Consider the following 23,151-nt stretch of genomic DNA (forward strand, 5'->3'; position numbering starts at 1 on the left):
CCTAACACGGGAGTACGCATGCAGGTTTGGCCCGGTTCCGCTTACCCCCTGGGAGCGACCTTCGACGGCAATGGGACGAACTTCGCCCTGTTCAGCGAGTGCGCTGAGAAGGTCGAGCTCTGCCTGTTCGACGAGAGCGGCGAGGAGACCCGCGTCGAGCTCATCGACGTGGATGCCTTCGTCTGGCACGCCTACCTGCCGTCCGTGCAGCCGGGGCAGCGCTACGGCTATCGCGTCCACGGCCCGTACGACCCCGAGAACGGTCAGCGGTTCAACCCGAACAAGCTGCTGCTCGACCCGTACGCGAAGGCCGTCGACGGCCAGATCGAATGGGACCAGTCGGTCTTCAGCTACACGTTCGGCGACCCCGACTCGACGAACGACGACGACTCCGCCGCCGCCATGATGAAGGGCGTCGTCGTGAACCCCTACTTCGACTGGCAGGGCGACCGCCAGCCGAAGACGCCGTACGCCGAGAGCGTCATCTACGAAGCCCACGTCAAGGGGCTCACGATGACGCACCCCGACATCCCCGAAGACATCCGCGGCACGTACAGCGCGATCGCGCACCCGGTCGTCATCGAGCACCTCAAGAAGATCGGCGTCACGGCTCTCGAGCTCATGCCGGTGCACCAGTTCGTGAACGACTCGACGCTGCAGGAGAAGGACCTCTCCAACTACTGGGGCTACAACACGATCGCCTTCTTCGCACCGCAGAACACGTACTCGGCTGCCGGCGGCGTCGGCCAGCAGGTGCAGGAGTTCAAGGCGATGGTGCGCGCGCTGCACGCCGCGGGCATCGAGGTCATCCTCGACGTCGTCTACAACCACACCGCCGAGGGCAACCACATGGGCCCCACCCTCTCGATGCGCGGCATCGACAACCTCGCCTACTACCGGCTCGAGGACGACGACAAGCGGTACTACACGGATTACACCGGCACGGGCAACAGCCTCAACGTCGGCAACCCGCACACGCTGCAGCTCATCATGGATTCGCTTCGCTACTGGGTGCTCGAGATGCACGTCGACGGGTTCCGCTTCGACCTCGCCTCGACCCTCGCCCGCGAGTTCTACGACGTCGATCGCCTGTCGGCGTTCTTCGAGCTCGTGCAGCAGGATCCGGTGGTCAGCCAGGTCAAGCTGATCGCCGAGCCGTGGGACATCGGCCCCGGCGGCTACCAGGTCGGCAACTTCCCGCCGCAGTGGACGGAGTGGAACGGAAAGTACCGCGACACCGTCCGCGACTTCTGGCGCGGTGAGCCGTCGACTCTCGGCGAGTTCGCGCTGCGCCTCACGGGCTCGGCGGACCTGTACGAGCAGGACGGCCGGTGGCCGGTGGCATCCATCAACTTCGTCACCGCGCACGACGGGTTCACCCTGCGCGACCTCGTCTCGTACAACGAGAAGCACAACGAGGCCAACGGCGAGGACAACAACGACGGCGAATCGCACAACCGCTCGTACAACCACGGCGTCGAAGGCCCGACCGACGACCCCGACATCCTGCGCGTGCGGGCGCGTCAGCAGCGGAACTTCCTCGCGACGATGCTTCTGAGCCAGGGCGTGCCGATGATCTCGCACGGCGATGAGCTCGGCCGCACGCAGAACGGCAACAACAACGGGTACGCGCAGGACAACGAGCTGACCTGGATCGACTGGACCTCGATCGACCAGCCGCTCATCGAGTTCACCTCGGTGCTCGCACGCCTGCGCCGGGATCACCCGACGTTCCGTCGTCGCCGCTTCTTCGACGGCCGTCCGGTGCGCCGCGAGGAGGGGGCACCGCTCCCCGACATCGCGTGGATCCGCCCCGACGGCTCCGAGATGCAGCCCGAGGACTGGGACAGCGGCTTCGGCCGTGCGGTCGGCGTGTTCCTCAACGGCGACGGCATCCGCGAGCGGGACCGCCGCGGTGAGGAGATCCACGACCGGCACTTCTTCGTGTTCTTCAACGCGGGCGATGAGGCGATCGATTTCACGGTGCCGACGGCGTCGGCGAGCCCGCGGTGGGAGATCATCGTCGACACCGCCGGCGGTGCGGCGGACGCGCCGATCGTCGATCCGGGCGGGACCGTCTCGGTCGGGGGGCGCGCGCTTGTGGTGCTGCGCGACCACGAGGAGGAGACGGTCGAACCCGATCCCTCTGTCGCCGCCTCGCTCGCCGCCCTGACCGGCGCCGTCGATGTGATCCCGGCCGAGGCGCCGCAGATCGAGCTGCCCCACTGATGCCCGGGCGCGAGAACGCACCCCGGTCCACGTACCGGCTGCAGATCCGCAAGGCATTCGACCTGGATGCCGCGGCCGAGATCACCGACTACCTGCGCGACCTCGGCGTCGACTGGGCGTACCTGTCGCCGCTCCTGCAGGCGACGAGCGGCTCGGACCACGGGTACGACGTGACCGACCCGACCGTCGTGGACCCGGAGCGGGGCGGACCGGACGGTCTGCAGCGGTTCGCGGAGGCGGCCCGCGCGGCGGGCCTCGGCATCCTCATCGACATCGTGCCCAACCACCAAGGCGTCTCCGATCCCCGCGAGAACCCGTGGTGGTGGGACGTGCTCCGCCGTGGTCAGGAGTCGCCGCACGCTGCCGCGTTCGACGTCAACTGGGCGCTCGGCGGACGAGTGCGGCTGCCCATCCTGGGGCGCGAACTCGATCAGGCGATCGACGACGGCGAGATCGAGATCGACGCCGCGGCGGGGGTCGTGCGCTACTTCGACCACGAGTTCCCGCTCGCGGAGGGGACCGGCGCCGGCGACGTGCGCGACGTCCTCGAACAGCAGCACTACGAGCTGCTGTTCTGGCGGCGCGGCGACGCGGAGCTGAACTACCGGCGCTTCTTCGCCGTCACGACGCTCGCCGGGGTGCGCGTCGAGGACCCGGCGGTCTTCGACGCCTCTCACGTCGAGATCGTGCGGTGGATCACCGACGGCCTCGCCGACGGCCTGCGCGTCGACCACCCGGACGGCCTGTCCGACCCGGGCGGGTACCTCGACCTGCTCGCGGACGCCACAGGCGGCGCCTACGTGCTCGTGGAGAAGATCCTCGAGCACGGTGAGGAGCTGCCCGCCTGGTGGGCGACGGAGGGCACGACGGGGTATGACGCGATGGCGGTCCTCGACCGCGTGCTGATCGACCCCGCCGGGGAGGAGGGGCTGACCGCCCTCGACACCCGGCTGCGGGACGGGAAGGCCGTCGACTACGCGGACATGATGCACGAGGCGAAGCTCGCCTGGGCGACCGACGGGCTGCACGCCGAGGTGCTGCGACTCGCGGCGCTCGTCCCCACGGAGGAGCGCGGCGGCGCGAACGACGAGCAGTGGCTCGACGCACTCGCCGAGCTGCTGGCGGCGTTCCCGGTGTACCGCGCCTACCTTCCGGCTGGGGCCGAGGAGGTCGACGCCGCGGTCGCGCTCGCGTCGTCGCGACGACCCGAGCTGGCGGAGGCGTTCGAGGCGATCTCCGCCCGGCTCGTCGCGGCGCCGGAGGCGGAGTTCACGCGCCGGTTCATGCAGACGACCGGTCCGGTGATGGCGAAGGGCGTCGAGGACACGACCTTCTACCGCTTCACCCGGCTGGGCACGCTCACCGAGGTGGGCGGCGACCCGACCGAGTGGGCGGTCGACGCCGGCGGGTTCCATGCGGCATCCGCTCACCGTCAGGCGGCGTGGCCGGCGGCGATGACCTCGCTCTCGACGCACGACACAAAGCGCAGCGAGGACGTGCGTGCGCGGTTGTCGGTGCTGGCCGAGATGCCGGAGCGGTGGACCCAGGTGCTGGGCGCGCTGCGCGAGATCTCGTCGACCGGCGACGGTCCGTTCGACAACCTGCTGTGGCAGGCGATCGTCGGTGCCTGGCCCGCCTCGCGGGAGCGACTGCACGCCTACGCCGAGAAGGCGTCGCGTGAAGCCGGGGTCAGCACGACCTGGTCGGAGCCCGACGAGGCGTTCGAGGAGAAGATGCACGACCTCGTCGACGCCGCCTTCGGCGACGCCCGGCCGATCGTGGACGGGTTCGTCGACGAGATCGCGCAGTTCGGCCGGTCGAACTCGCTGTCGCTCAAGCTGCTGCAGCTGGCAGGCCCGGGCGTTCCGGACGTCTACCAGGGCACCGAGCTGTGGGACCACTCGCTCGTCGACCCCGACAACCGTCGGGAGGTGGACTTCGCCGAGCGGCGCCGGCTGCTGGCGCGGCTCGATGAGGGATGGATGCCGCCGATCGACGGCTCCGGTGCGGCGAAGCTCCTGGTCGTCTCCCGTGCGCTGCGGCTGAAGCGCGATCATCCCGAGCTGTTCACCCGCTACACGCCGATGGCGGCGGCGGGGGAGGCGGCCGAGCACGCTGTCGCGTTCGACCGCGGCGGCGTCGTCGCCGTGGCGACCCGCCTACCCGCGGGACTGGCTCGCCGGGGTGGCTGGGGTGACACCGAACTGCTGACCCGTGCTGAAGGGCTGGTCGACGTGCTCACCGGCCGGCGCATCGAGGGCGGGCGTGTGCGCCTCGCGGATCTGCTGGACACCTACCCCGTCGCGCTGCTGGCGCCGGCGGACGACATCGAGGGGAATGCATCGTGATCGAGGTCTGGGCTCCGCGCGTCGAGCGGGTGCGGCTGCGCCGTCCCGGAGCGCAAGACGTCGCGCTGACGGCGGCGGGCGACGGATGGTGGCGGGCCGACGTCGCGCTCGCGGACGGCGACGAGTACGGCTTCGTCCTCGGTGACGGCGACGACCTGCGGCCGGATCCGCGGTCGCGTCGGCAGCCTCGCGGGGTGCACGAGGCGTCGGCGTGGTTCGACGCGGGATCCTTCTCGTGGACGGATCAGGCGTGGACCGGGAGGCAGCTCGCCGGCGGGCTGATCTACGAGCTCCACCTCGGGACCTTCACCCCCGAGGGGACGTTGGATGCCGCGATCGATCGCTTCGACCACCTGATCGACATCGGCGTCACGCACATCGAGCTGCTCCCGGTGAACGCCTTCAACGGCACGCACAACTGGGGCTATGACGGCGTGCTCTGGTACGCCGTGCAGGAGACCTACGGGGGCCCCGCCGCGTATCAGCGCTTCGTGGATGCCGCACATGCCGCGGGCCTCGCGGTGATCCAGGACGTCGTCTACAACCACCTGGGCCCGAGCGGCAACTACCTGCCCGAGTACGGCCCGTACCTGCGTGACGGGTCGCGGAACACGTGGGGCGACAGCCTCAACCTCGACGAGGCGGCGGTGCGCTCCTTCATCGTCGACAACGCACTGATGTGGATGCGGGACTTCCACGTCGACGGTCTGCGGCTGGATGCCGTGCACGCCCTGCACGAGTCGGGCGCGCAGCCGACGCACATCCTGCAGGAGATCGCCGAGCGGACGGACGCGCTGAGCGCGCACGTCGGGCGGCCGTTGACGCTCATCGCCGAGAGCGACATGAACGATCCGGTGATGTTCCTGCCGCGAGAGGCGGACGGGTACGGCCTCACCGCGCAGTGGTCGGACGACTGGCATCACGCGGTGCACGTCGCGCTGACGGGCGAGGCGGTCGGATACTACGAGGACTTCGCCGACCCGCAGGCTCTGCCGAAGGTGTGGACGAAGGGCTTCTTCCACGATGGGACGTACTCGTCGTTCCGCGAGCGCGACCACGGCAAGCCGGTGCCCGAGCAGTCGGCATCCTGGCGGCTCGTCACCTACGCCCAGGATCACGATCAGATCGGCAACCGCGCGGCCGGAGATCGCCTGACGGCGACGCTGTCGACGGATCGTCTGGCGGTGGCGGCGGTGCTGACGCTGACGGCGCCGGGGACGCCGATGCTCTTCATGGGGGAGGAGTGGGGCGCGTCCACGCCGTGGCAGTTCTTCACGTCGCACCCTGAACCCGAACTCGCCGAGGCGACCGCGAAGGGACGCATCGAGGAGTTCGTGAAGATGGGCTGGGACGAATCCGTCGTGCCGCATCCGAACGACCCCGCGACCTTCGAGCGGTCGAAGCTGGACTGGTCGGAGGCCGAGGTCGGTGACCACGCGCGCCTGCTGGATCTGTACCGGCGGTTGGCCGATCTGCGGCGCTCACGACCGGAGCTGACGCACCCGGGTCCGGGTGGGCGGGACGCCGAGGTGCTCCCGACCGCGTCGGGTCACCGCTACGTGCTGCGGCGAGGCGGGGCCCGCGTCGTCGTGAACCTGTCGTCGGAGCCGTGGGATGTCCCCGGAGGCGAGGTCTGGATCGCCTCCGCGGAGCCGGGGCACGAGGGCGACCGGCTGGTCGTCGCGCCGGATTCGGCCGTCGTCATCGGGGAGTGATGCTGCGGCGCCTGCGCCCCGGCATCCGACTGTCAAGAGCTCGCTGCGCCGCGTCGTCGCGACGTACCGTGACGCCATGACGAGCTCCACCGCAACCCGCTCCTCCGACCTCACGCGCCAGGTCGTCGTCATCTCGGCGGTGACCTTCATGATCATCGCCGCGCTGTTCGGCTCGGGCGTCTTCGGCGGCACCCCGGTGCAGGATCTGCAGGGCGGTGCGCTCTCCGCGACCTCGACCGTGCTCGCGCCGGCGAGCTCGGCGTTCTCGATCTGGAGCGTCATCTACACCTTCATGATCGCGTACACGGTGTGGCAGGCGCTGCCCTCGCAGCGCGGCAGCGAGCGCCAGCGTCGCGTCGGCTACCCGATCGCGCTGACCGCCGTCCTCAACGGTCTGTGGCTGCTCGCGGCGCAGTACACCACGCTCCTGCTCACCGTCGTCACGATCGCCGCGCTTCTCGCCGCGCTCGGCTGGACCATGCGTCTGCTCGTCCTGAGCCCGCCGCGGACGGTGGCCGAGACGTTCTTCACCGACGTCACCGTCGGGCTCCACCTCGGGTGGGTCACGGTCGCGACGGTCGCCAACATGACGGCCTGGCTGGCGGCAGAGGTCGCCCCCGAGTCGTGGGGTCAGGCCGCGAATGCGTGGGGGGTCGCCGTCCTGATCGTCGTCGCCCTCGTCGCCGCGGCCAGCGCGATCGGCACCGGCGGCCGCCTCGCACCGGCTCTCGCCTCGGCGTGGGGGCTGCTCTGGATCGGCGTCGCCCGCACCGCGAGCGAGCCGCAGTCCACCCCGATCGCCATCGCGGCCTTCGTCGCGGCCGCCGTCGTCGTGCTCGTCCCGATCGCACTCTGGATCCGCGGACGACGCGGCGAACTCGCCCTCGCCCGCGCCTGACGTCCGCACGACCGGCGGGGCCGGTGTCGTCTCACGCGGCTCGCGGGTGCGCACCGGCACCAGCCGTCGTGCGGACGTCGCGCGACCCGGTCAGAACGACGCGGCGAAGCGGCGGAGCAGGCGCTGCGGCTCGTCGAGGTCTGCGGCGAGAACGCGTGCGGCGACGGCGTCGAAGTCGTTCGCGTCGAAGTAGCCGTGGTTGCGGTAGATCGTCATGCGCTCGGTGAAGGCGACGCCGGTCGGCTCCGGGTGGAACTGCGTCGCGTAGAGCCGATGACCGAGCCGGTATGCCTGCACGGGGCAGTCGTGGTTCGTCGCCAGCAGCACGGCTCCCTCGGGCAACCGCGAGATGCCCTCCTTGTGCGCCGTCAGCGCGCTGAACTCCGCGGCCAGGTCGCCGAACAGCGGATCGCGTCGCCCCTCCTCGGTGAGGCGGATGCCGGTGGGCCCCGTCCTCTCCGGGTAGTCCCGCGTCACCTCGCCGCCCAGCGCGCGCGACGCGACGCCGATCCCGAAACAGGTGAAGAGCGCGGTCGTCCGGCCGGACGCAGCCGCCCGAGCGACGGCGCCGAGTCCCGTCTCGATCCGCCGCTGCTCGACGGGTTTGGTGTCGTCGGCGTCCGTCGTGTTGAACGGGCTCCCGCCGACGACGAAGCCGCGCCAGCGATCGAAGGCGTCGTCGGGAAGAGCGTCCTCGACCAGGTTCCAGCGCTCGAGGCCCGCGTCGTCGACGCCCATCGCGTGCTGGAACGACGCGTACTCGCCGTCCGCGGCATCCACCTGCGGGCGCACGCAGAGGTAGACGAGCGGAGCCATCCCCCCAGTCTAAATGCCCGGTCGGAGGCGGAACGTCGTGTGTCAGCGCGAGGAGTTCGCGGTGCGGCCCCGGACGATGCCCACGAACACGTCGACGAGCTCGGTCGTCGCGTCGGCGGGCCAGGCGAGGGCGACAGCGGATGCCGGGGCTCCGGCGAGCGGCCGGAACGTCACGTCCTTGCGGTGATGCAGGCGCGCGAGCGACATGGGCACGACCACGATCCCGACGCCGGTGGCGACGGTCTCGATCGCCTGACCCGTCGTCTCGGGCGGCGCGAAACGCGGCGCCTCGGTGCCCGGCACGTCGAAGGCCAGCACATCGTCGAGCGGGACGATCCGCACCTCGCCGGCGAGGTCTTCGGAGGTGAGCTCGTCCGCCGCGGTCAGGTGGGAGTCGACCGCGCACACGACGACGGTCGTCTCCTCGTAGAGCGGGATCACATGCAGCCCGTCCCGATCGATCGGCAGGCGCACGATCGCGGCGTCGACCTCGCCGCGCACGAACGCGGCGCGCTGCTCCGCCCCGAGCAGGGGGACGAGCTCGAGCGGCGTGCGCGGCATCCGCGTCTTCCACACGTCGATCCACTTGCCGGGTGTCGCGCCGGCGACGGCTCCCAGCCGGAACGGGCCCGCCGGGGGCGGCGGCGGTGCAGGAGCGGGCTGGGGCTTCGGGCGCTGCCGCGACGGTGCGGGACGGGCGCCCCTGCGCTGGGGTCCTCCGCGTGTCGCCATGCCTGTCAGCGTAGCCGCGCGGGCCTCAGCACGATCCCCACCGGCCGAGCCGCTCCGCCTTCGCCGTCCGCTCGGCGTCGGCGAACACCGTCGCGTACCGCGTGTTCGGGGGGATGCGCAGGGTCTCGGCGTGCCCCTCCGCGACGAGCGCCTCGTTCACGAAGACGCCGTCGGCAGTCCACAGGTAGCGCAGCTCCCGGTCGTACCGATCGACGGGTTCACGATCCGCGGTCATCCAGAGCCGGCTCCCGTCGGGAGCGAGCTCGCGCAGCCGGGTGGTCGCGGCATCCGCTCCGCACTCCGGCTCGGGCCGGGCCTCGGGGGTGTCGATGCCGATCAGGCGGACGCGGACCGAGGCTCCGCCGTCCCGCACGACGATCGTGTCGCCGTCGACGATCCGCTCGACGGTGTAGGAGACGGCACCCTCGGGAACGCCGGCAGGGTCCTCGGCGGGGAGGGCGGACGACGCGACCCAGAACCCCAGGATCAGCAGAACGACGACCACCACCGCGGGGAGAAGGCGACGGGGACGGCGAACACTCACCCGCCGAGGCTAACCGCACCCGACGACAGACGACCCGACCGGTGAGGGTCGGGTCGTGCGATCATGTCAGGCTGCCAGACGCAGTCCGCGACGGTCGGTGGCCACTCGTTCGCCGTCGCCGATGCTCTCGTCGTCGCCGATCAGCGATTCGCTCGCCACTCGAGCGCCGGCTCCGACGAAGCAGCGCACGCCGATCTTCGCGCCTGCGCCGATCGCGGCTCCCGGGCCGATGTGCGCGTGAGGGGCGATCTCGGCATTCGGGCCGATCATGGCGTCGGGTTCGATCCAGACGCCGCGTCCGATCCGCGCCCCCGCAGCGATCTGCGCTCCGGGTTCGACGTAGGCGCCCGTTTCGACGACCGCGCTCGGGTGCACCTTGGCTCCGTTCGCGATCAAGCCACGGCCGTTGGCGTGCTTGCGGTAGCGCAGCGTCTCGCCTCGGTCGTTCTCGATGTCGATGTAATTCTTGCCCACGGGTCCTCCTTGACGGATACAACGTCCCACAAGGCATTTCATTCCCCCGACAGCGCCGAAATCATGGGGTTGACCTCCGCTGGGTAACCTGATTCGGTGACCGTGCCCGCAGACCCGATCGACTCCGACGCCCCCGAGACAGGTCCGTCGCTCGTGTTCGAGCAGAAGGCCGCCCCGCATTCATGGCTCGACGACGTCGTGGGGTTGGCGACGGGCACTTTCACCGTCTCGCTCGGCCTGTTCCTGCTGCACCTCAGCACCGCGGTCACCGGCGGAACCGCGGGCCTCTCGCTCTTGCTGAACTATGCGGTCTCGTGGCCCTTCTGGGCCTTGTTCGCGGTGGTCAACCTGCCCTTCGGCGTCCTCGCCGTCTGGAAGCGCGGCTGGGACTTCGCGCTCCGCACCCTGGTCTGCATCGGCGCCGTCTCGGGGTTCTCGGTGCTCATCGAGCACTTCTTCGTCGTCGAGCGCATCGACCCGATCTTCGGCACCGTCGCCGGGAACCTGCTCGCCGGCATCGGGCTGCTCATCGTCTTCCGCCACGGCGCCAGCCTCGGCGGCGTCAACGTCGTGGCGCTGATCATCCAGGATGCGACCGGCATCCGCGTCGGGTGGACCATGATGGTCTTCGATGTCCTCGTCATCCTGCTCGCCCTCCTCGTCGTCCCGTGGCAGAACGTCCTGCTCAGCGCTGCGGGGGCCGTCGTGCTGAATCTCGTGCTCGCCCTCAACCACCGGCCCGGCCGGTACATCGGTCACTGATGGTCGACATCGGAGGAGTCCGCCTGTCCGGCCGGATGATCTGTCACACGCAGGAAGAGGCGGATGCCGTGCGTCGCCACCTCGACGCGCACATCGAGCGCACGCGGGCCGAACCCGGGTGCCTGCTCTTCGAGATCACGCCGCTCGGCGGAGGTCGCGCCTGGTCGGTCGAGGAGCTCTTCACCGACGCGCAGGCGTTCCGGGAGCATCAACGCCGCACGGTCGAGAGCGAGTGGGGTCGCGCGACGGCGGGCATCGAACGGCGCTACCGCATCGAGGGGCTGCCGCCCGAGGAGTGAGCCTCACCGCGTCACGGCTGGCAGACGGGACACCAGAAGACGACCCGCTCGCTGGTCGCACGGGCGCCGAGCTCGGAGCCCTGGATGAGGGTGCCGCACCGACGGCACGGCTTGCCGCCGCGCCCGTAGACCCACGTCTGCTTGCCGGGGCGGTTGTCACCCGTGAAGGTCCGCCCCTGCCGGTCGCGGTTGGCGCGGATCATCCGCACCCCGGTGTCGATGATTCCTGCCACGTCCACGTCGCGGGCGAGGGCGGTGGGACGGATCCCGCGCACGAACAGCAGCTCGTTGGCGTACTCGTTCCCGAACCCGGCGACGTTCCGCTGGTCGAGGAGCGCGACGTGGATGGCGCGCTCGTCGGCCGAGACCCGGCGGACCGCCTCGGCGGCATCCCAGTCCGCGGCGAGCGGGTCCGGCCCGAGATGACCGACCACGCGGCCTTCATCGGCGGTCGGCAGGACCTCGACCATGGCGAGCTCGAAGCCGACGGCATCCGCGGGCCTCGTGCCGACGATTGCGCGCGCCTGGAAGGCGGGCGCGCGCCACTTCTGTCCCGGGCGGTAGACGTGCCAGCGGCCCTCCATCTTGAGATGCGAGTGCAGGGTCTGCCCGCCGATGCGCATGAGCAGGTGCTTGCCGCGGGGGACGACCTCGCGCACCGTCTCGCCGCGCAGGTCCACGGTGGCACTGCGCGGGACGCGCACCTCGAAACGGGTCACCTCGTGACCCGCGAGTGCCTCGTGGAGCTTTCGCGCGGCGCGGAAGACGGTGTCGCCCTCGGGCATTCGGCCTCCCTACGCCCGCTGCGGCTCGCGGGCGCCGCGCCGCAGCGTGAGGCCCTTCGGGGACTCGACGAAGCCGGCGTCGCGCAGCGCCCGGCCGGCGGCGGTCGTGTAGACGAAGGCGCCGCTCACCTGCTCGATCGTGAGGGTGTCGAGCTTGCGCGCCCGGGACGTCTCGACGAGGCTGCGGGCGGCTGCGGCGAGCACGTCCTCGTCGTCGGTGAAGGCGAGCGCTGTGCGCCCGCCGCGCTCGAGGTAGAGGACGAGCGCCCCGTCGACGAGGACGACGAGTCCGCCCGCCTTGCGGCCGGGACGGTGGTTCACCCCGTCGAGTGCCGGCCAGTTCAGCGCGGCCCCGTACGGATTGGCCGGGTCGGTGGCCGCGAGGGTGCGGGCGGTGAGCGGGGCCGGCTCGGGGACGGAGGCGAACTCCCGCAGCCGGTCGACGGTGGCGGAGGTGGCGAACTGCGCGGCGCCCAGCTTCTCGACGAAGTAGCCGCGGCGGCAGTGCCCGGCATCCTCGAAGCCGGCGAGGATGCGGTACGCCTGCGCGAACCCGCCGGGCACACCCTCGGATTGGACCGAGCCGCGCGTGACGACGCCGTAGCGTTCCAGCAGCAGGCCCGCCGTCGCCGTCGCCCGCAGCGTCGCGTCTGTGTCAGGCGCCGGCAGCAGCGACCACCGACCCCCCACCATCGCGGGCCGCTGCGGTGCGGGTCGTGCAGCTGCCGCGATCGGTGTGCCGCGGAACATGCGCGTGCGCGGCGTGCGTCGGGTCACGCGGTGAGCCTGTGACCCGCCTCCGAGCAGGCCGCGGACCGGGGCGAACGTATCGTTCGTGACTCGCCCCGACCAGGTGAGATTCCACAGCGCGTCGATGACGGACTGCTCGTTCGGCGCCGCGACCATCCCGGCGAGCTGCGACGCGAAGTAGGCGCCGCCGGCGCCGAGCGCGTCGAGGATCGACTGCTCGAACGGTGTCGGTTCGTCCTCCGGGGCGGGGAGGGTGAGGGAGGCCATGTCCGCCGGGTGCAGGGCGATCCAGCCGTCCCGACCGGGGAGCGAGCCGTGACCCGACCACAGGACCTCCCCGGTCGCCGTGAGCTCATCGAGCAGCGCGGGGGAGTAATCGCGGACGCGCGAGGGCAGGATGAGCGACTCCCAGGCGCTGGCCGGGAGCGGCACACCCGCGAGCTGCTCGACGACGGCGAGGACGCCGTCGACACCCTCGAGCGGTCGTGTCAGGTGCTGCCAGACCGGCAGGAATCGGCCCAGTGCCTCGGGTGGGACCGGCTCGACGCTCCCGCGGATCGCGGCGAGCGACCGCATCCGGATCCGACGCAAGACTTCGCTGTCGCACCATTCGAGGTCGTCGGTGTGGGCGGAGTCCGCGGGCAGGAAGAACCCGCTCGCGAGGCGTCCCTGCGCTTCGAGCCGCTGCAGCGTCTGCCGGGCGACCGCGGCGCCGACCCCGAGTCGTCCTGCGACGTCCGACGTGCGGAACGGTCCATGGGTGCGGGCGTATCGCGCCACGAGGTCGGCGAGCGGATCGGCGACGGGTTCGAGGAAAGCGGTGGGGATGCCGACGGGCAGCGCCGCGCCCAGAGCGTCGCGCAGGCGCCCCGCGTCCTCGATGCCGGCGACACGGGCCACGCCGCCGAAGGTGACCCGGATGGCGCGGCGTGCCTCGACGAGCTCGTCCAGCAGCGCCGCGGCATCCGCCTCGGCTGCTGCGGGTGCGGGCGCATCGGGGTCGGTGGATGCGCCCTCGAGCCGCTCGGCCACCTCGGGCGGGGAGAGCGGACCGAGAAGGCGCAGCAGGTCGGCGACCCCCTCCACGCCCCGGACCCGTCGCGTCGGATCGAGTCGCTGCAGTTCGCGCTCGTACTGCTCGATGACGCCGGGATCGAGCAGCTCGCGCATCTCGATCTTGCCGAGCAGCTCGCTCAGCAGCGCCGGATCGACCGACAGGGCGGCCGCCCGGCGCTCGGCGAGGGGGGAATCGCCCTCGTACATGAACGCGCCGACATATCCGAAGAGCAGATCGCGCGCATACGGCGACGGTGAGCTCGTCGTCGTCTCGACGAGGCGGATGCGGCGGTCCGCGATGCTCCGTGCGATGCGCAGCAGCGCGGGCAGGTCGTAGACGTCCTGCAGCACCTCGCGGAGGGTCTCGAGGATGATCGGGAAGGTCGGGTGCTCCTTGGCGACCTCGAGCAGCTGCGCGGAGCGCTGGCGCTGCTGCCAGAGCGGCGATCGCTTGTTCGGGTTCAGGCGCGGCAGGAGCAGCGCCCGCGCGGCGCACTCGCGGAAGCGCGAGGCGAACAGCGCGGAACCGCCGACCTCCGAGGTCACGAGCTGTTCGAGCTCGTCCGCGTCGAAGACGAAGAGCTCGGCGCCCGGTGGCTCGGCATCGGTGTCGGGCACGCGCGCGATGATGCCGTCGTCGCTCGCGACCGCCGCCCCCTCCACGCCCAGTCGCTCCCGGATGCGCGCGTTGACCGCAAGCGCCCACGGCGCGTGCACGTGCATGCCGTACGGGGAATGGAGGATGACGCGCCAGTCGCCGACCTCGTCCCGTGAGCGCTCGACGGTCAGTGTCCTGTCGGTCGGAAGGCTGCCGGTCGCCTCGCGCTGCTCGCCGATGTAGGCCAGCAGGTTCCCGATCGCGTTGTCGTCGAGGCCCGACTCGCGCAGGCGTTCCGTCGCCCTCTCGGGCTTCGCCGTCGACAGCTCGCGGGAGAACTTCCCGAGTGCCTCGCCGAGCTCGGCGGGGCGGCCGAGGCCGTCGCCGTGCCAGAACGGCAGCTTGCCGGGCTGTCCGTAGGCCGGCAGGACGTTGACGCGGTCGTGGGTGATCTCGACGATCCGCCAACTGGTCGTGCCCAGCGTGAAGACGTCGCCGACACGGGACTCGTAGACCATCTCCTCGTCGAGCTCGCCGACACGCGCGTTGCGGCTCTCGCCCGAGATGAACACCCCGAACAGCCCGCGGTCGGGGATCGTGCCGCCGCTGGTGACCGCGATCCGCTGCGCTCCCGGTCGGCCGGTGATCGTTCCGGCATCCCGATCCCAGACGACACGCGGGCGCAGCTCTGCGAACGCGTCGGAGGGATAGCGTCCCGCGAGCAGGTCCAGCGTCGCCTCGTACGCCGAACGGGGCAGAGAGCGGAAAGGGGCCGACCGCTTGACGGTCTCGAACCACCCCTCGACGTCGAGGACGGCCACGGCGGAGGCCGCGATCGTCTGCTGCGCGAGGATGTCGAGCGGGTTCTGCGGGACCGCGATCGCCTCGATCTGTCCCGCCAGCATCCGCTCGGTCACGACCGCCGTGTGCAGGACGTCGCCGCGGTGCTTCGGGAAGAGCGCGGCGCGGCTCACCTCGCCGACCTGGTGCCCCGCGCGTCCGACGCGCTGCAGACCGGATGCCGCCGAGGGCGGCGCCTCGACCTGGATCACGAGGTCGACGGCGCCCATGTCGATGCCGAGCTCGAGGCTGCTCGTCGCCACGACGCAGCGGAGGGCGCCGGACTTCAGCTCGTCCTCGACCTGCGCGCGCTGCTCCTTCGACACCGAACCGTGGTGCGCCTTCGCGAGGATCGCCTCGACACCCGCCGACGAGCCCGCCTGGGCCATCATCGCTGCGGGAACGGTCTGCTCGGGCACGTCGATGCCGACGCGCTCCGCGTAGATCTCGTTCAAACGGCCGGTCAGCCGCTCCGCGAGCCGGCGGGAGTTCGAGAACACGATCGTCGAGCGGTGCGCGAGGATGCGGTCGACGATCGCCTCCTCGACGTGCGGCCACACCGACCCGGTCATCTCCGACGACTGCGGCGGCGTGTACCAGTTGGCGCCGTCGCCGTCGCCGTCATCGTCGTCGGCCGCGACGGGCTCCTCCTCTTCAGGGGCACCGGGCGGGGGAGGCGGGTTCGTGAGGTCGTCGATCGGCACGACGACCGACAGGTCGAAGGCCTTGCTCGCCTTCGGGGCGACGATGTCGACCGGGGCCGCACCGCCGAGGAAGCGGGCCACCTCGTCGATCGGACGCACCGTCGCCGACAGTCCGATCCGCTGTGCGGGGGTGTCGAGCAGCGCGTCGAGCCGTTCGAGGCTGACGGCGAGGTGGGCGCCCCGCTTGGTCGCGGCGACGGCGTGGACCTCGTCGACGATGACCGTGTGGATGCCGCGCAGCGTCTCAGCCGCCTGGGAGGTCAGCATCAGATACAGCGACTCGGGTGTCGTGATGAGGATGTCCGGCGGATCCGCGAGGAGGCGGCGACGGTCGGCGGAGGGTGTGTCGCCCGAGCGGACGCCGACGGTGACGTCCGGTGCCGGTATCCCCAGGCGGCGCGCCGACTGGCCGATGCCCACCAGCGGTGAACGGAGGTTGCGCTCGACGTCGACGCCGAGGGCCTTGAGGGGGGAGACGTACAGGACGCGGGTGCGGGGGGATGCGGCATCCGCTCGTTTCTTCTTCGGCTTCTCGTCACGGGCAGGCGGGGCCTCGGCGACGCGGTCGCGGAAGATCCGGTCGAGCGCCCAGAGGAAGGCCGACAGTGTCTTGCCTGAACCGGTGGGGGCGACCACGAGGGCGTGCTTGCCCGCCGAGATCGCCTGCCAGGCGCCGGCCTGCGCAGCGGTCGGGGCGTGGAAGGCGCCTCGGAACCAGTCCTGCGTCGCAGGGCTGAACCGTTCGAGGACGTCCGCCATCCTCCTATCATCACGCGGACCACCGACATCGGGCCGGGGCTTGCGCCCCGGCCCGATGCGTCAGAGCTCCGTCATCCGCCGGTCCCGCAGCTCCAGCGTCAGGTCCGGACCGACCCGCTCCAAGAACGCGTCGTCGTGGCTGACCACGAGCACGGCGCCGCGATAGGCCGAGATCGCGTCGACGAGCTGGTCGACCGTGTCGAGGTCGAGGTTGTTCGTCGGCTCGTCCAGCACCAGCAGGTGCGGCGCCGGGTCGGCGAGCAGCAGCCGGGCGAGCGCGACGCGGAACCGCTCGCCGCCCGACAGCGCCGACACCGGCCGCAGCACGGCGTCGCCGCGGATGAGGAATCGGGCGAGCCGGTTCCGCAGTTCGACGTCCCCGACCCCGGGCGCTCCGGCGCGGACGTTCGCCAGCACCGACGCTGCCTCGTCGAGGCCGTCGACCCGCTGCGACAGGTACCCGAGCCGGTCGGTGTGCGCCTCGGCGCGTCCCGGACCCCGGTCTTCCGCGTCCTGCCCCGCCCGCGCCCGTGCACCGCCAGCATCGGGCGCCCCCGAGGCGACGAGCCGCTCGAGCAGGGTCGTCTTCCCCGCGCCGTTCGGTCCGACGAGCGCCACGCGCTCGGGTCCCTGGATGGTCCAGGACCGCTCGCCGTCGCCGATCGTCGCGATGCGGCGGCCGGTGCCGACGCCGGGGTCGGGCAGGTCGATGTGCACCGTGTCGTCGTCGCGCACGCGCCTGCCGGCGGTGTCGACGGCGGTCCGGGCGGCCTCGACCTTCTCGTTCGCCTCGACACGCAGTTTGCCGGCGGTGACCTCGGCCGACCGTTTCATCGCGCCCAGCACGATCTTCGGCGCAGCCTTCTTCGCGGCGAGCTTCTTGCCGTGCGCGTTCCGCATGGCGATCGCCGACTCGACCTGCTGTCGATCGCGCTTCTCGCGCCGGAGCAGCTGCCGCGCGGCTGTCTCCGCCTGCACGGCAGCCGCCTGCTCGCTGTCGAGCCAGGTGCGCCAGGCCGAGTAGGGCCCGCCGAACACCGACAGCTCGTGCTCGTAGAGCTCGGCGGTGTCGTCGAGCTCCTCGAGCAGCGTGACGTCGTGGCTGACCACGATCAGAGTGCCCCGCCATCCGCGCACGAGCTCGTGCACGCGGGCCCGGGCATCCCGGTCGAGGTTGTTCGTCGGCTCGTCGAGCAGGGCGATCTCCGCCCCGCGCAGACGGACGCCGACGAGCGCGGCGAGCACCGCCTCGCCGCCGGACAGTTCGCCCACGCGGCGGTCGAGCGCTCCGTCCGGCAGGCCGACCTCGGCGAGGGCGGCCGTCGCGCGCGCCTCGACGTCCCAGTCGTCGCCGACCGTGTCGAAGTGCCGCTCGTCGACGTCGCCGCGTTCGATCGCCCGGACGGCGTCGAGCACGGGTGCGATGCCCAGCAGCTCGGCGACGCGGCGGCCGGTGTCGAGCGTGAGCTGCTGCGGCAGCAGGTCGACACGGCCGGCGGTCGAGATCGACCCGGATGCCGGGGTGAGGGTTCCCGCGATGAGCCTGAGCAGCGTCGACTTGCCGCTGCCGTTCCGACCGACGAGGCCGGTCCGGCCATCGCCGAAGGCGCCGGACACATCGCTCAGTGCGACGGTCCCGTCGGGCCAGGTGTAGGTGATGCGGTCGAGGATGACCGCGGAGGTGAGAGTGGTGGGCATGAGCGCCTCCCTGCGATGGGGGTGCGCGGACGCCTGCGTCGACGATCCGGGTGCAGCGCTTCATGCATCCGTGCAGCGGGAGGGTGCTGCGGTCGAAGGAGGACGGTCCGCGCCGGTCGGTGAATCGATCACCGGGCGGACCGTCGGAATCGTCCTCGAGGAGGGTCGACGGGTCAGCGCGGGATCACAGCGCGATCGCGTCGACAGCCTTCAACGGCTCTTCCTCACACTCGGGACAGGGACTCGTCCATGGTAGCCACCACGACGAGCGGATGCCAGGGGCCGCCATGATCTCCACGGCGGCGAGCCCCGGCATCCGCTCGGCATCAGACCCGCTCGTGCACCCAGGCGCGTTCGTCGCCGGTCCAACGATTGACCGCGGCCGGCCGGCCCGACGCGAGCTCGTACATGCGCGAGAACGCCGGCGCGAATGCGTCGTTCACGCTGTCCAGCCGATCCTGCTCCGCGCGGATGGCGGGCATCTCGGCGCGGAAGGCGGCGATGACGGCGTCCTCGTCGATGAGAGTGAGGCGTCCGTCCTCGACGGTCGTCACGCCGTCGACCATGACACGGACGATGGACGAGCCGTTCTCGCTGTAGACCAGGTGGTTCTCGAGTCTGTTCGTCGGGAGGAAGGCGAGCGTCCCGGTGTCGAACATGACGAGGTCGGCGCGCTTGCCCACCTCGATCGACCCGACGGTGCGGTCGAGGACCGCGCTCCGCGCACCGCCGATGGTCGCGGCGGTCAGCACCTCGTCGACCGTGGACCACCGGGCCGGATCGGGCTCGGACACCTTGTGCAGCAGCGCGGCCGTCTTCATGACCTCCATCAGACGAGGGGTGTCGCTCGACGAGCAGCCGTCGGTGCCGAGGCCCAGGTTGACGCCCGCATCGTGGTAGCGCCGCCATGGCAGCACGCCGGAGCCGAGCTTCAGGTTCGAGATCGTGTTGTGCGATACGGACGTCCCGCGTCGAGCGATGCGCTCGATGTCCTCGTCGGTGACCCAGATGCCGTGCGCGAAGGTCGTCCGACGGCTCATCGCGCCGATGGTGTCGAGGTGCTCGACGAGGGTCTGCCCGCCGTACAGCTCGTCACCGGTGACCGCCTGCGTCTTCGTCTCGAGCACGTGGATGTGCACCTCGGCGTCGTACTCGGCCGCGAGCTCGGTCGCGCCGACGAGAAGATCGTCGGTGCACCGCTGCGGCCCGGACGGCGCGAGCATGTACCGGAGGCGCCCGCCGGCGGTTCCGTGGTGGCGCTCGAAGGCGGTGCGAGAGTAATCGAGGTACTCGTCGGCCGTCAGCACCGGCTGCGCCCGCACCTGCTCGACGAGTTCGTCGGGGAGCCAGTCGGTCACGAAGGGCAATGTGTCGACGAAGGGCCGGTTGATGACGTGGCCCGAGACGTTCGCCCGGATGCCGATGCTCTCGTACGCACCTGCGACGGCCGCGAGCTGGTCGAGGTCCTGACCGGGGGTCTCGAGGACGTCGTCGACGAGGGTCGTGACGCCGTTCTTCATCGACTCCATCGCGAACATGAGCGTCCGCAGCCGCACGATGTCGGGGTGCGTCGGGGTGCCGCCCAGGATCGGATAGGAGTACAGCATCCACAGTTCGAGCGGCATGTTGTCGTAGCGGCCCTTGTAGAGGTACTCCCACGAGTGGGTGTGCGCGTTGACGAAGCCGGGTGTGATGAGCGTGCCCGCCCCCTCGATGACCTGGTCACCCGGATGCGGGGTGAGTTCCGTGCCGATCTCGACGAAGACGCCGTCCTCGATGCGGAGGTCCCGCGGCACGGGTGACGACGCTGTGGCGGCGTCCATCGTGATCACCTGGGCGCCCCGGATGAAGGTCCCGGTCATGCGCGGGCCTCCGTCTCGACGGGCTCGGATCCCGCATCGGCCGTCGGGGCGCCCGTGATGCGGCGCGCCGCCGCGTGGCAGAGCGGTGCGGCGAGGATGGCCACGATGATCCCCTGGACGGCGGGGCTGCCGATGCCGGTGAAGGCGCCGAACGCGGCGGCCGCCGTGCCCAGCAGGTACGCGATGATGCCCGGCCAGACGAACGCGCCCACGCGGGTGACGTCGGTGCCCGGGTCGCGTCGCCGCCACACGAAGAGGTACGTGCCGATGATGACCCCGCCGAGCGGCGGGATGACGGTGCCGAGGGTCACGAGGAATCCGGTCAGGGCGTTCGCGACACCGGTGACCGCGAGGGCGATGCCGACGATGACGCCGATGACGATGAAGGGGCGCTTGTCGTTGCGGTTCGCGAGCTCGGCACCGGCGACGCCGAAGGCGTAGGCCGTGTTGTCGTTCGTGGTCCAGAGGTTGAAGGTCAGCAGGAGGACGCCCATGAGCGCGAGCCCCATCGTGAACAGCAGGGCGGTGAAGTCGGGCTCGCCGAACGCGATCGCGCCGATGCCGCCGAAGACGAGCATGGCGGTCTCGATGACGAGGAGGACACCGAGGCAGATGAGGAATGCCGTGCGGGGACTCTTCGCGAATCGCGTCCAGTTGCCGACCTGCGTTCCGCCGGAGATGAACGTGCCGATCATCATCGTGAGGGCCAGACCCGGCGAGAGCGAACCGTCTCCCGTCGTCGCGAACATCGCACCCCAGCCGCCGACCTCGTCGACCGAGACCACGGTGATCCAGATGCAGAGCGCGAACATGAGGGGGACCGAGACCCAGGACAGGATCTCGATGCCCTTGAAGCCCCAGTAGGCGGTCGTCGCCATCAGCAGCCCGCCGAAGATCGCGAGCGGCCACGAGACCTCCCAGCCGATCGCGGAGGCGAGCAGGTCGGCGAAGATGCCGACGGTGATGCCGTACCAGCCGACCTGCGTGCCGCCGAGGACGATCGAGGCCCACTTGCCGCCGACGCGGCCGAGGGAGAGGCGTGCGAGCAGGACCGTCGACAGGCCGGTCGCGGCGCTCGTCGCGCCGAGTGTCGCGATGTAGAGCGCGAGGACGACCGAGGCGATCGCGGCCAGGCCGACGAAGGCGGCGAAGCCGAACGCGCCCGCGACCTGGCCCCCGGTGACCATGGTGGGCGTGAAGAAGATGAAGCCGGCGACGACGACGAGGATGGCGAACCACCCCTGACGGGCGCTGCGGGGGACGCGACCGAGCGGGTAGTCGCGGTCGACGCGCTCCGGTGCGGCGGGTGCGGCTGTGGTCGAGGTCATGAGCACTCCTTTCCGAGTGGTCACATCACACCGGCGCTGTGTTTCGGCTCCGTTGCGCGAGGTCGAAGAGTGGATCGGGTGACAGGTCGTCGGTGTGCGCGGTGTGCGGATCTCCACCCGCCGGAAACGGGCGCGTCATCGACGGGAAACGGCCCGGTCGTACCGTGGGCGGCATGACCTCCGTCGTTCCGAGCCTCGGCGACGCGGATGTCGATGTCCTCCGCGTCTCGGATCTCATCCACTGGGGGCAGCCGCGGGTCGATCTGGTCGGGGCTCCCGTCGGCCTCGATCGCACGGTGCGGTGGGGGCTGCCGACCGACCTCCTCGATCCCTCCCCCTATCTGCGGGGCGGTGAACTCGTGCTGACCTCGGGGATCTCGATGCGGGATGCCCCATCGCAGCGCGCCTTCGTCGCCAGTGTCCTCCGCACCCGTCCCGCTGCCATCGGCTACGCCCTCGGCGTCGTGGATTCGGCCGTTCCTCGACCGCTCATCGCGGCGGCGAATGCGGCGGGGATCGCCGTCCTGTCGGTCCCGCCCGACGTCCCGTTCCTCGAGATCACGCGACGGATCGCCCACGAGCAGCAGCGCCATGACGCCGAGGAGCTCGCGCGCGAATCGGTGGGGGCGATCCTCGACATGGTCCGCCGAGGTCTCGCCAGTCCCGTCGTTCTCCGCGAACAGCTCGACGCGGCCCTCGGCGCCGTGCCCGGCGTCTGGGTGCTCGCCGCTCGGGGGCGAGTCCTGCGGCCCGGAGGTCGCTCGCTCGTCGGCACGACCGGCGGTCACTCGATCGCGATCGTGCCCGCGACCCGGCCCGGTCCGCCGCCGGATGATCTGCTCGGTGCGGACGTCGGCTGGAGCGGTCCCGCCGACCCCGGCGCGCTCGCCGGTGCGCTTCGGGAGGCGGTGGCCGCGGCATCCCTCGCGTCTCGTCATGGTGCGTCGCGCGGTCCGCGGGATCTCGCCACGTGGGACGGGTTGATCGAGCGCCTCACTCCGGAGCAGCTCGCCCCCTTCCGCGACCGGCTCCTCGCCCCGGTCGCAGACTACGACGCCCGTCATCGCACGGCGCTCGTCGAGACGCTGGAACACCTCTGCCGCCTCGACGGTTCGGTGCAGGCGGCCGCCGAGGAGCTGTTCGTCCACGTCAACACCGTTCGCAAGCGCGTCGGTCGCATCGAGGCGCTCACCGGACTCAGCCCGCTCGAGACGCGGGGCCGTGCCGCGTTCCTGGTCGCGCTCGCCGCGGCGGGGTGACGCTCAGCCCGCGCGCTTCGCGACCTGCTTCTCGAGGAACACGCGCACGTCGGCGAGCTCCTCGGCCGAGACGCTGTGCGCGAGGTCCGGGTAGACGCGCCCGCTGAGGTCGACGTGCCCGGGCAGCCACTGCGCGGTGTGGTCGACGAACCGGGGCGGGATGACCTCGTCGCGGGCGCCGCGCCCCCAGAAGACCGGTGGGCGCACCTGGGCCAGCTCCGTGTCGCCGGCCGACGGCTCGGGGAACGCGTAACCCGCCAGGTTCACCGCGAACGCCGCATCGCGCGGCCGCATCCGCAGCATCTGCAGCGCGATGACGCCGCCCTGCGAGAAGCCGAGGAGACCGACGGATGCCGCGTCCCCCCGCACGGCGTCGACCCAGTCCCAGACGGTCTCGGTCGACGCGATGACCTCGTCGCGGTCGCGGCTCTCCACGCCGTCGATCGTGAACCAGGAGTACCCGGGCATCGGGAAGCGCGGCGCGAGCGGCGCGCGCACCGCCGCCGCCACGAACTCCGCGGGCAGATGCGGCACGAGCCCGAACAGGTCGCCCTCGTGCGAGCCGTACCCGTGCAGCAGGACGAGCAGCGGCCGCTCGCCCCGGTCCTCGGCGGGCGCGGACCACAGGACGGCGTCGGGATCGAGCGGAGCGGCGACCATGCGTCCATCCTGCACCAGGCTGCCGACACCCGGGC

The 23,151-nt window shown here is 71.3% G+C and carries 17 protein-coding genes; 7 read left to right on the top strand and 10 right to left on the bottom strand.

Annotated features, from left to right (window positions below):
* The first annotated feature begins 18 nt into the window (after nucleotides 1-18).
* From glgX to M3190_RS02935, 4 genes are all read left to right on the top strand, one after another.
* Nucleotides 19-2,229, top strand: coding sequence for a glycogen debranching protein GlgX (gene glgX / locus M3190_RS02920; protein WP_251578134.1), 2,211 nt, complete (start codon nucleotides 19-21; stop codon nucleotides 2,227-2,229).
* Nucleotides 2,229-4,577, top strand: a complete 2,349-nt coding sequence (gene treY / locus M3190_RS02925; RefSeq protein ID WP_251578136.1) for a malto-oligosyltrehalose synthase — start codon at nucleotides 2,229-2,231, stop codon at nucleotides 4,575-4,577. The genes glgX and treY overlap by 1 nt, the downstream gene beginning before the upstream one ends.
* Nucleotides 4,574-6,292: a malto-oligosyltrehalose trehalohydrolase gene (gene treZ, locus M3190_RS02930; protein WP_251578138.1), complete on the top strand. Its 1,719-nt coding sequence runs from the start codon at nucleotides 4,574-4,576 to the stop codon at nucleotides 6,290-6,292. Before treY ends, treZ begins: the two co-directional genes overlap by 4 nt.
* Before the next feature lie 76 nt (nucleotides 6,293-6,368).
* Nucleotides 6,369-7,190, top strand: coding sequence for a tryptophan-rich sensory protein (locus M3190_RS02935; RefSeq protein WP_251578140.1), 822 nt, complete (start codon nucleotides 6,369-6,371; stop codon nucleotides 7,188-7,190).
* 90 nt (nucleotides 7,191-7,280) lie between these two features.
* On the opposite strand, the gene M3190_RS02940 is transcribed toward M3190_RS02935, so the two are convergent.
* The 4 genes from M3190_RS02940 to M3190_RS02955 form a co-directional block, all read right to left on the bottom strand.
* Nucleotides 7,281-8,006 (bottom strand): glutamine amidotransferase-related protein, encoded by a 726-nt coding sequence (locus tag M3190_RS02940; RefSeq protein WP_251578142.1) that lies wholly within the window; start codon nucleotides 8,004-8,006, stop codon nucleotides 7,281-7,283.
* A 42-nt stretch (nucleotides 8,007-8,048) separates the two neighbouring features.
* Nucleotides 8,049-8,738, bottom strand: a complete 690-nt coding sequence (locus tag M3190_RS02945) for a LysR substrate-binding domain-containing protein (RefSeq protein WP_251578144.1) — start codon at nucleotides 8,736-8,738, stop codon at nucleotides 8,049-8,051.
* Between the two features lie 25 nt (nucleotides 8,739-8,763).
* The gene (locus M3190_RS02950; protein WP_251578146.1) at nucleotides 8,764-9,282 is read right to left on the bottom strand and encodes a thermonuclease family protein; all 519 of its coding nucleotides are present in this window, start codon (nucleotides 9,280-9,282) and stop codon (nucleotides 8,764-8,766) included.
* 66 nt (nucleotides 9,283-9,348) lie between these two features.
* Nucleotides 9,349-9,756, bottom strand: a complete 408-nt coding sequence (locus M3190_RS02955) for a transferase (RefSeq protein ID WP_251578148.1) — start codon at nucleotides 9,754-9,756, stop codon at nucleotides 9,349-9,351.
* 102 nt (nucleotides 9,757-9,858) lie between these two features.
* Here M3190_RS02955 and M3190_RS02960 point away from each other — a divergent pair, with 102 nt between their 5' ends.
* Nucleotides 9,859-10,518: a YitT family protein gene (locus M3190_RS02960; protein WP_439958003.1), complete on the top strand. Its 660-nt coding sequence runs from the start codon at nucleotides 9,859-9,861 to the stop codon at nucleotides 10,516-10,518.
* A complete protein-coding gene (locus tag M3190_RS02965) occupies nucleotides 10,518-10,817 on the top strand; it encodes a putative quinol monooxygenase (RefSeq protein WP_251578152.1) in 300 nt (99 codons plus the stop codon). Before M3190_RS02960 ends, M3190_RS02965 begins: the two co-directional genes overlap by 1 nt.
* Before the next feature lie 11 nt (nucleotides 10,818-10,828).
* On the opposite strand, the gene M3190_RS02970 is transcribed toward M3190_RS02965, so the two are convergent.
* The 5 genes from M3190_RS02970 to codB form a co-directional block, all read right to left on the bottom strand.
* A complete protein-coding gene (locus M3190_RS02970; RefSeq protein ID WP_251578153.1) occupies nucleotides 10,829-11,602 on the bottom strand; it encodes a DNA-formamidopyrimidine glycosylase family protein in 774 nt (257 codons plus the stop codon).
* A gap of 9 nt (nucleotides 11,603-11,611) precedes the next feature.
* A complete protein-coding gene (locus tag M3190_RS02975) occupies nucleotides 11,612-16,309 on the bottom strand; it encodes an ATP-dependent helicase (RefSeq protein WP_251578154.1) in 4,698 nt (1,565 codons plus the stop codon).
* Between the two features lie 60 nt (nucleotides 16,310-16,369).
* On the bottom strand, nucleotides 16,370-18,007 hold the full coding sequence (locus tag M3190_RS02980) for an ABC-F family ATP-binding cassette domain-containing protein (protein ID WP_251578156.1): 1,638 nt from the start codon (nucleotides 18,005-18,007) through the stop codon (nucleotides 16,370-16,372).
* Between the two features lie 326 nt (nucleotides 18,008-18,333).
* Entirely contained in the window at nucleotides 18,334-19,869 is a 1,536-nt protein-coding gene (locus M3190_RS02985; protein WP_251578158.1) for an amidohydrolase family protein, read from the bottom strand.
* On the bottom strand, nucleotides 19,866-21,197 hold the full coding sequence (codB, locus tag M3190_RS02990; RefSeq protein ID WP_251578160.1) for a cytosine permease: 1,332 nt from the start codon (nucleotides 21,195-21,197) through the stop codon (nucleotides 19,866-19,868). Before codB ends, M3190_RS02985 begins: the two co-directional genes overlap by 4 nt.
* Before the next feature lie 173 nt (nucleotides 21,198-21,370).
* On the opposite strand from codB, the gene M3190_RS02995 reads away from it, so the two are divergent.
* Nucleotides 21,371-22,456: a helix-turn-helix domain-containing protein gene (locus tag M3190_RS02995; RefSeq protein ID WP_251578162.1), complete on the top strand. Its 1,086-nt coding sequence runs from the start codon at nucleotides 21,371-21,373 to the stop codon at nucleotides 22,454-22,456.
* Between the two features lie 3 nt (nucleotides 22,457-22,459).
* On the opposite strand, the gene M3190_RS03000 is transcribed toward M3190_RS02995, so the two are convergent.
* Entirely contained in the window at nucleotides 22,460-23,116 is a 657-nt protein-coding gene (locus tag M3190_RS03000) for an alpha/beta hydrolase (protein WP_251578164.1), read from the bottom strand.
* Between the last annotated feature and the right edge of the window lie 35 nt (nucleotides 23,117-23,151).

This window comes from Microbacterium oleivorans (assembly GCF_023715745.1).
Lineage (GTDB): Bacteria > Actinomycetota > Actinomycetes > Actinomycetales > Microbacteriaceae > Microbacterium > Microbacterium oleivorans_D.

What these genes read in the sequence shown, in the direction of transcription:
- M3190_RS02935 (WP_251578140.1), top strand. Translation starts at nt 6,369, where the DNA reads ATGACGAGCTCCACCGCAACCCGCTCCTCCGACCTCACGCGCCAGGTC.
- M3190_RS02980 (WP_251578156.1), bottom strand. Translation starts at nt 18,007, where the DNA reads ATGCCCACCACTCTCACCTCCGCGGTCATCCTCGACCGCATCACCTAC.
- treY (WP_251578136.1), top strand. Translation starts at nt 2,229, where the DNA reads ATGCCCGGGCGCGAGAACGCACCCCGGTCCACGTACCGGCTGCAGATC.
- M3190_RS02940 (WP_251578142.1), bottom strand. Translation starts at nt 8,006, where the DNA reads ATGGCTCCGCTCGTCTACCTCTGCGTGCGCCCGCAGGTGGATGCCGCG.
- M3190_RS02945 (WP_251578144.1), bottom strand. Translation starts at nt 8,738, where the DNA reads ATGGCGACACGCGGAGGACCCCAGCGCAGGGGCGCCCGTCCCGCACCG.
- M3190_RS02985 (WP_251578158.1), bottom strand. Translation starts at nt 19,869, where the DNA reads ATGACCGGGACCTTCATCCGGGGCGCCCAGGTGATCACGATGGACGCC.
- M3190_RS02995 (WP_251578162.1), top strand. Translation starts at nt 21,371, where the DNA reads ATGACCTCCGTCGTTCCGAGCCTCGGCGACGCGGATGTCGATGTCCTC.
- M3190_RS03000 (WP_251578164.1), bottom strand. Translation starts at nt 23,116, where the DNA reads ATGGTCGCCGCTCCGCTCGATCCCGACGCCGTCCTGTGGTCCGCGCCC.
- codB (WP_251578160.1), bottom strand. Translation starts at nt 21,197, where the DNA reads ATGACCTCGACCACAGCCGCACCCGCCGCACCGGAGCGCGTCGACCGC.
- glgX (WP_251578134.1), top strand. Translation starts at nt 19, where the DNA reads ATGCAGGTTTGGCCCGGTTCCGCTTACCCCCTGGGAGCGACCTTCGAC.
- M3190_RS02965 (WP_251578152.1), top strand. Translation starts at nt 10,518, where the DNA reads ATGGTCGACATCGGAGGAGTCCGCCTGTCCGGCCGGATGATCTGTCAC.
- M3190_RS02975 (WP_251578154.1), bottom strand. Translation starts at nt 16,309, where the DNA reads ATGGCGGACGTCCTCGAACGGTTCAGCCCTGCGACGCAGGACTGGTTC.
- M3190_RS02970 (WP_251578153.1), bottom strand. Translation starts at nt 11,602, where the DNA reads ATGCCCGAGGGCGACACCGTCTTCCGCGCCGCGCGAAAGCTCCACGAG.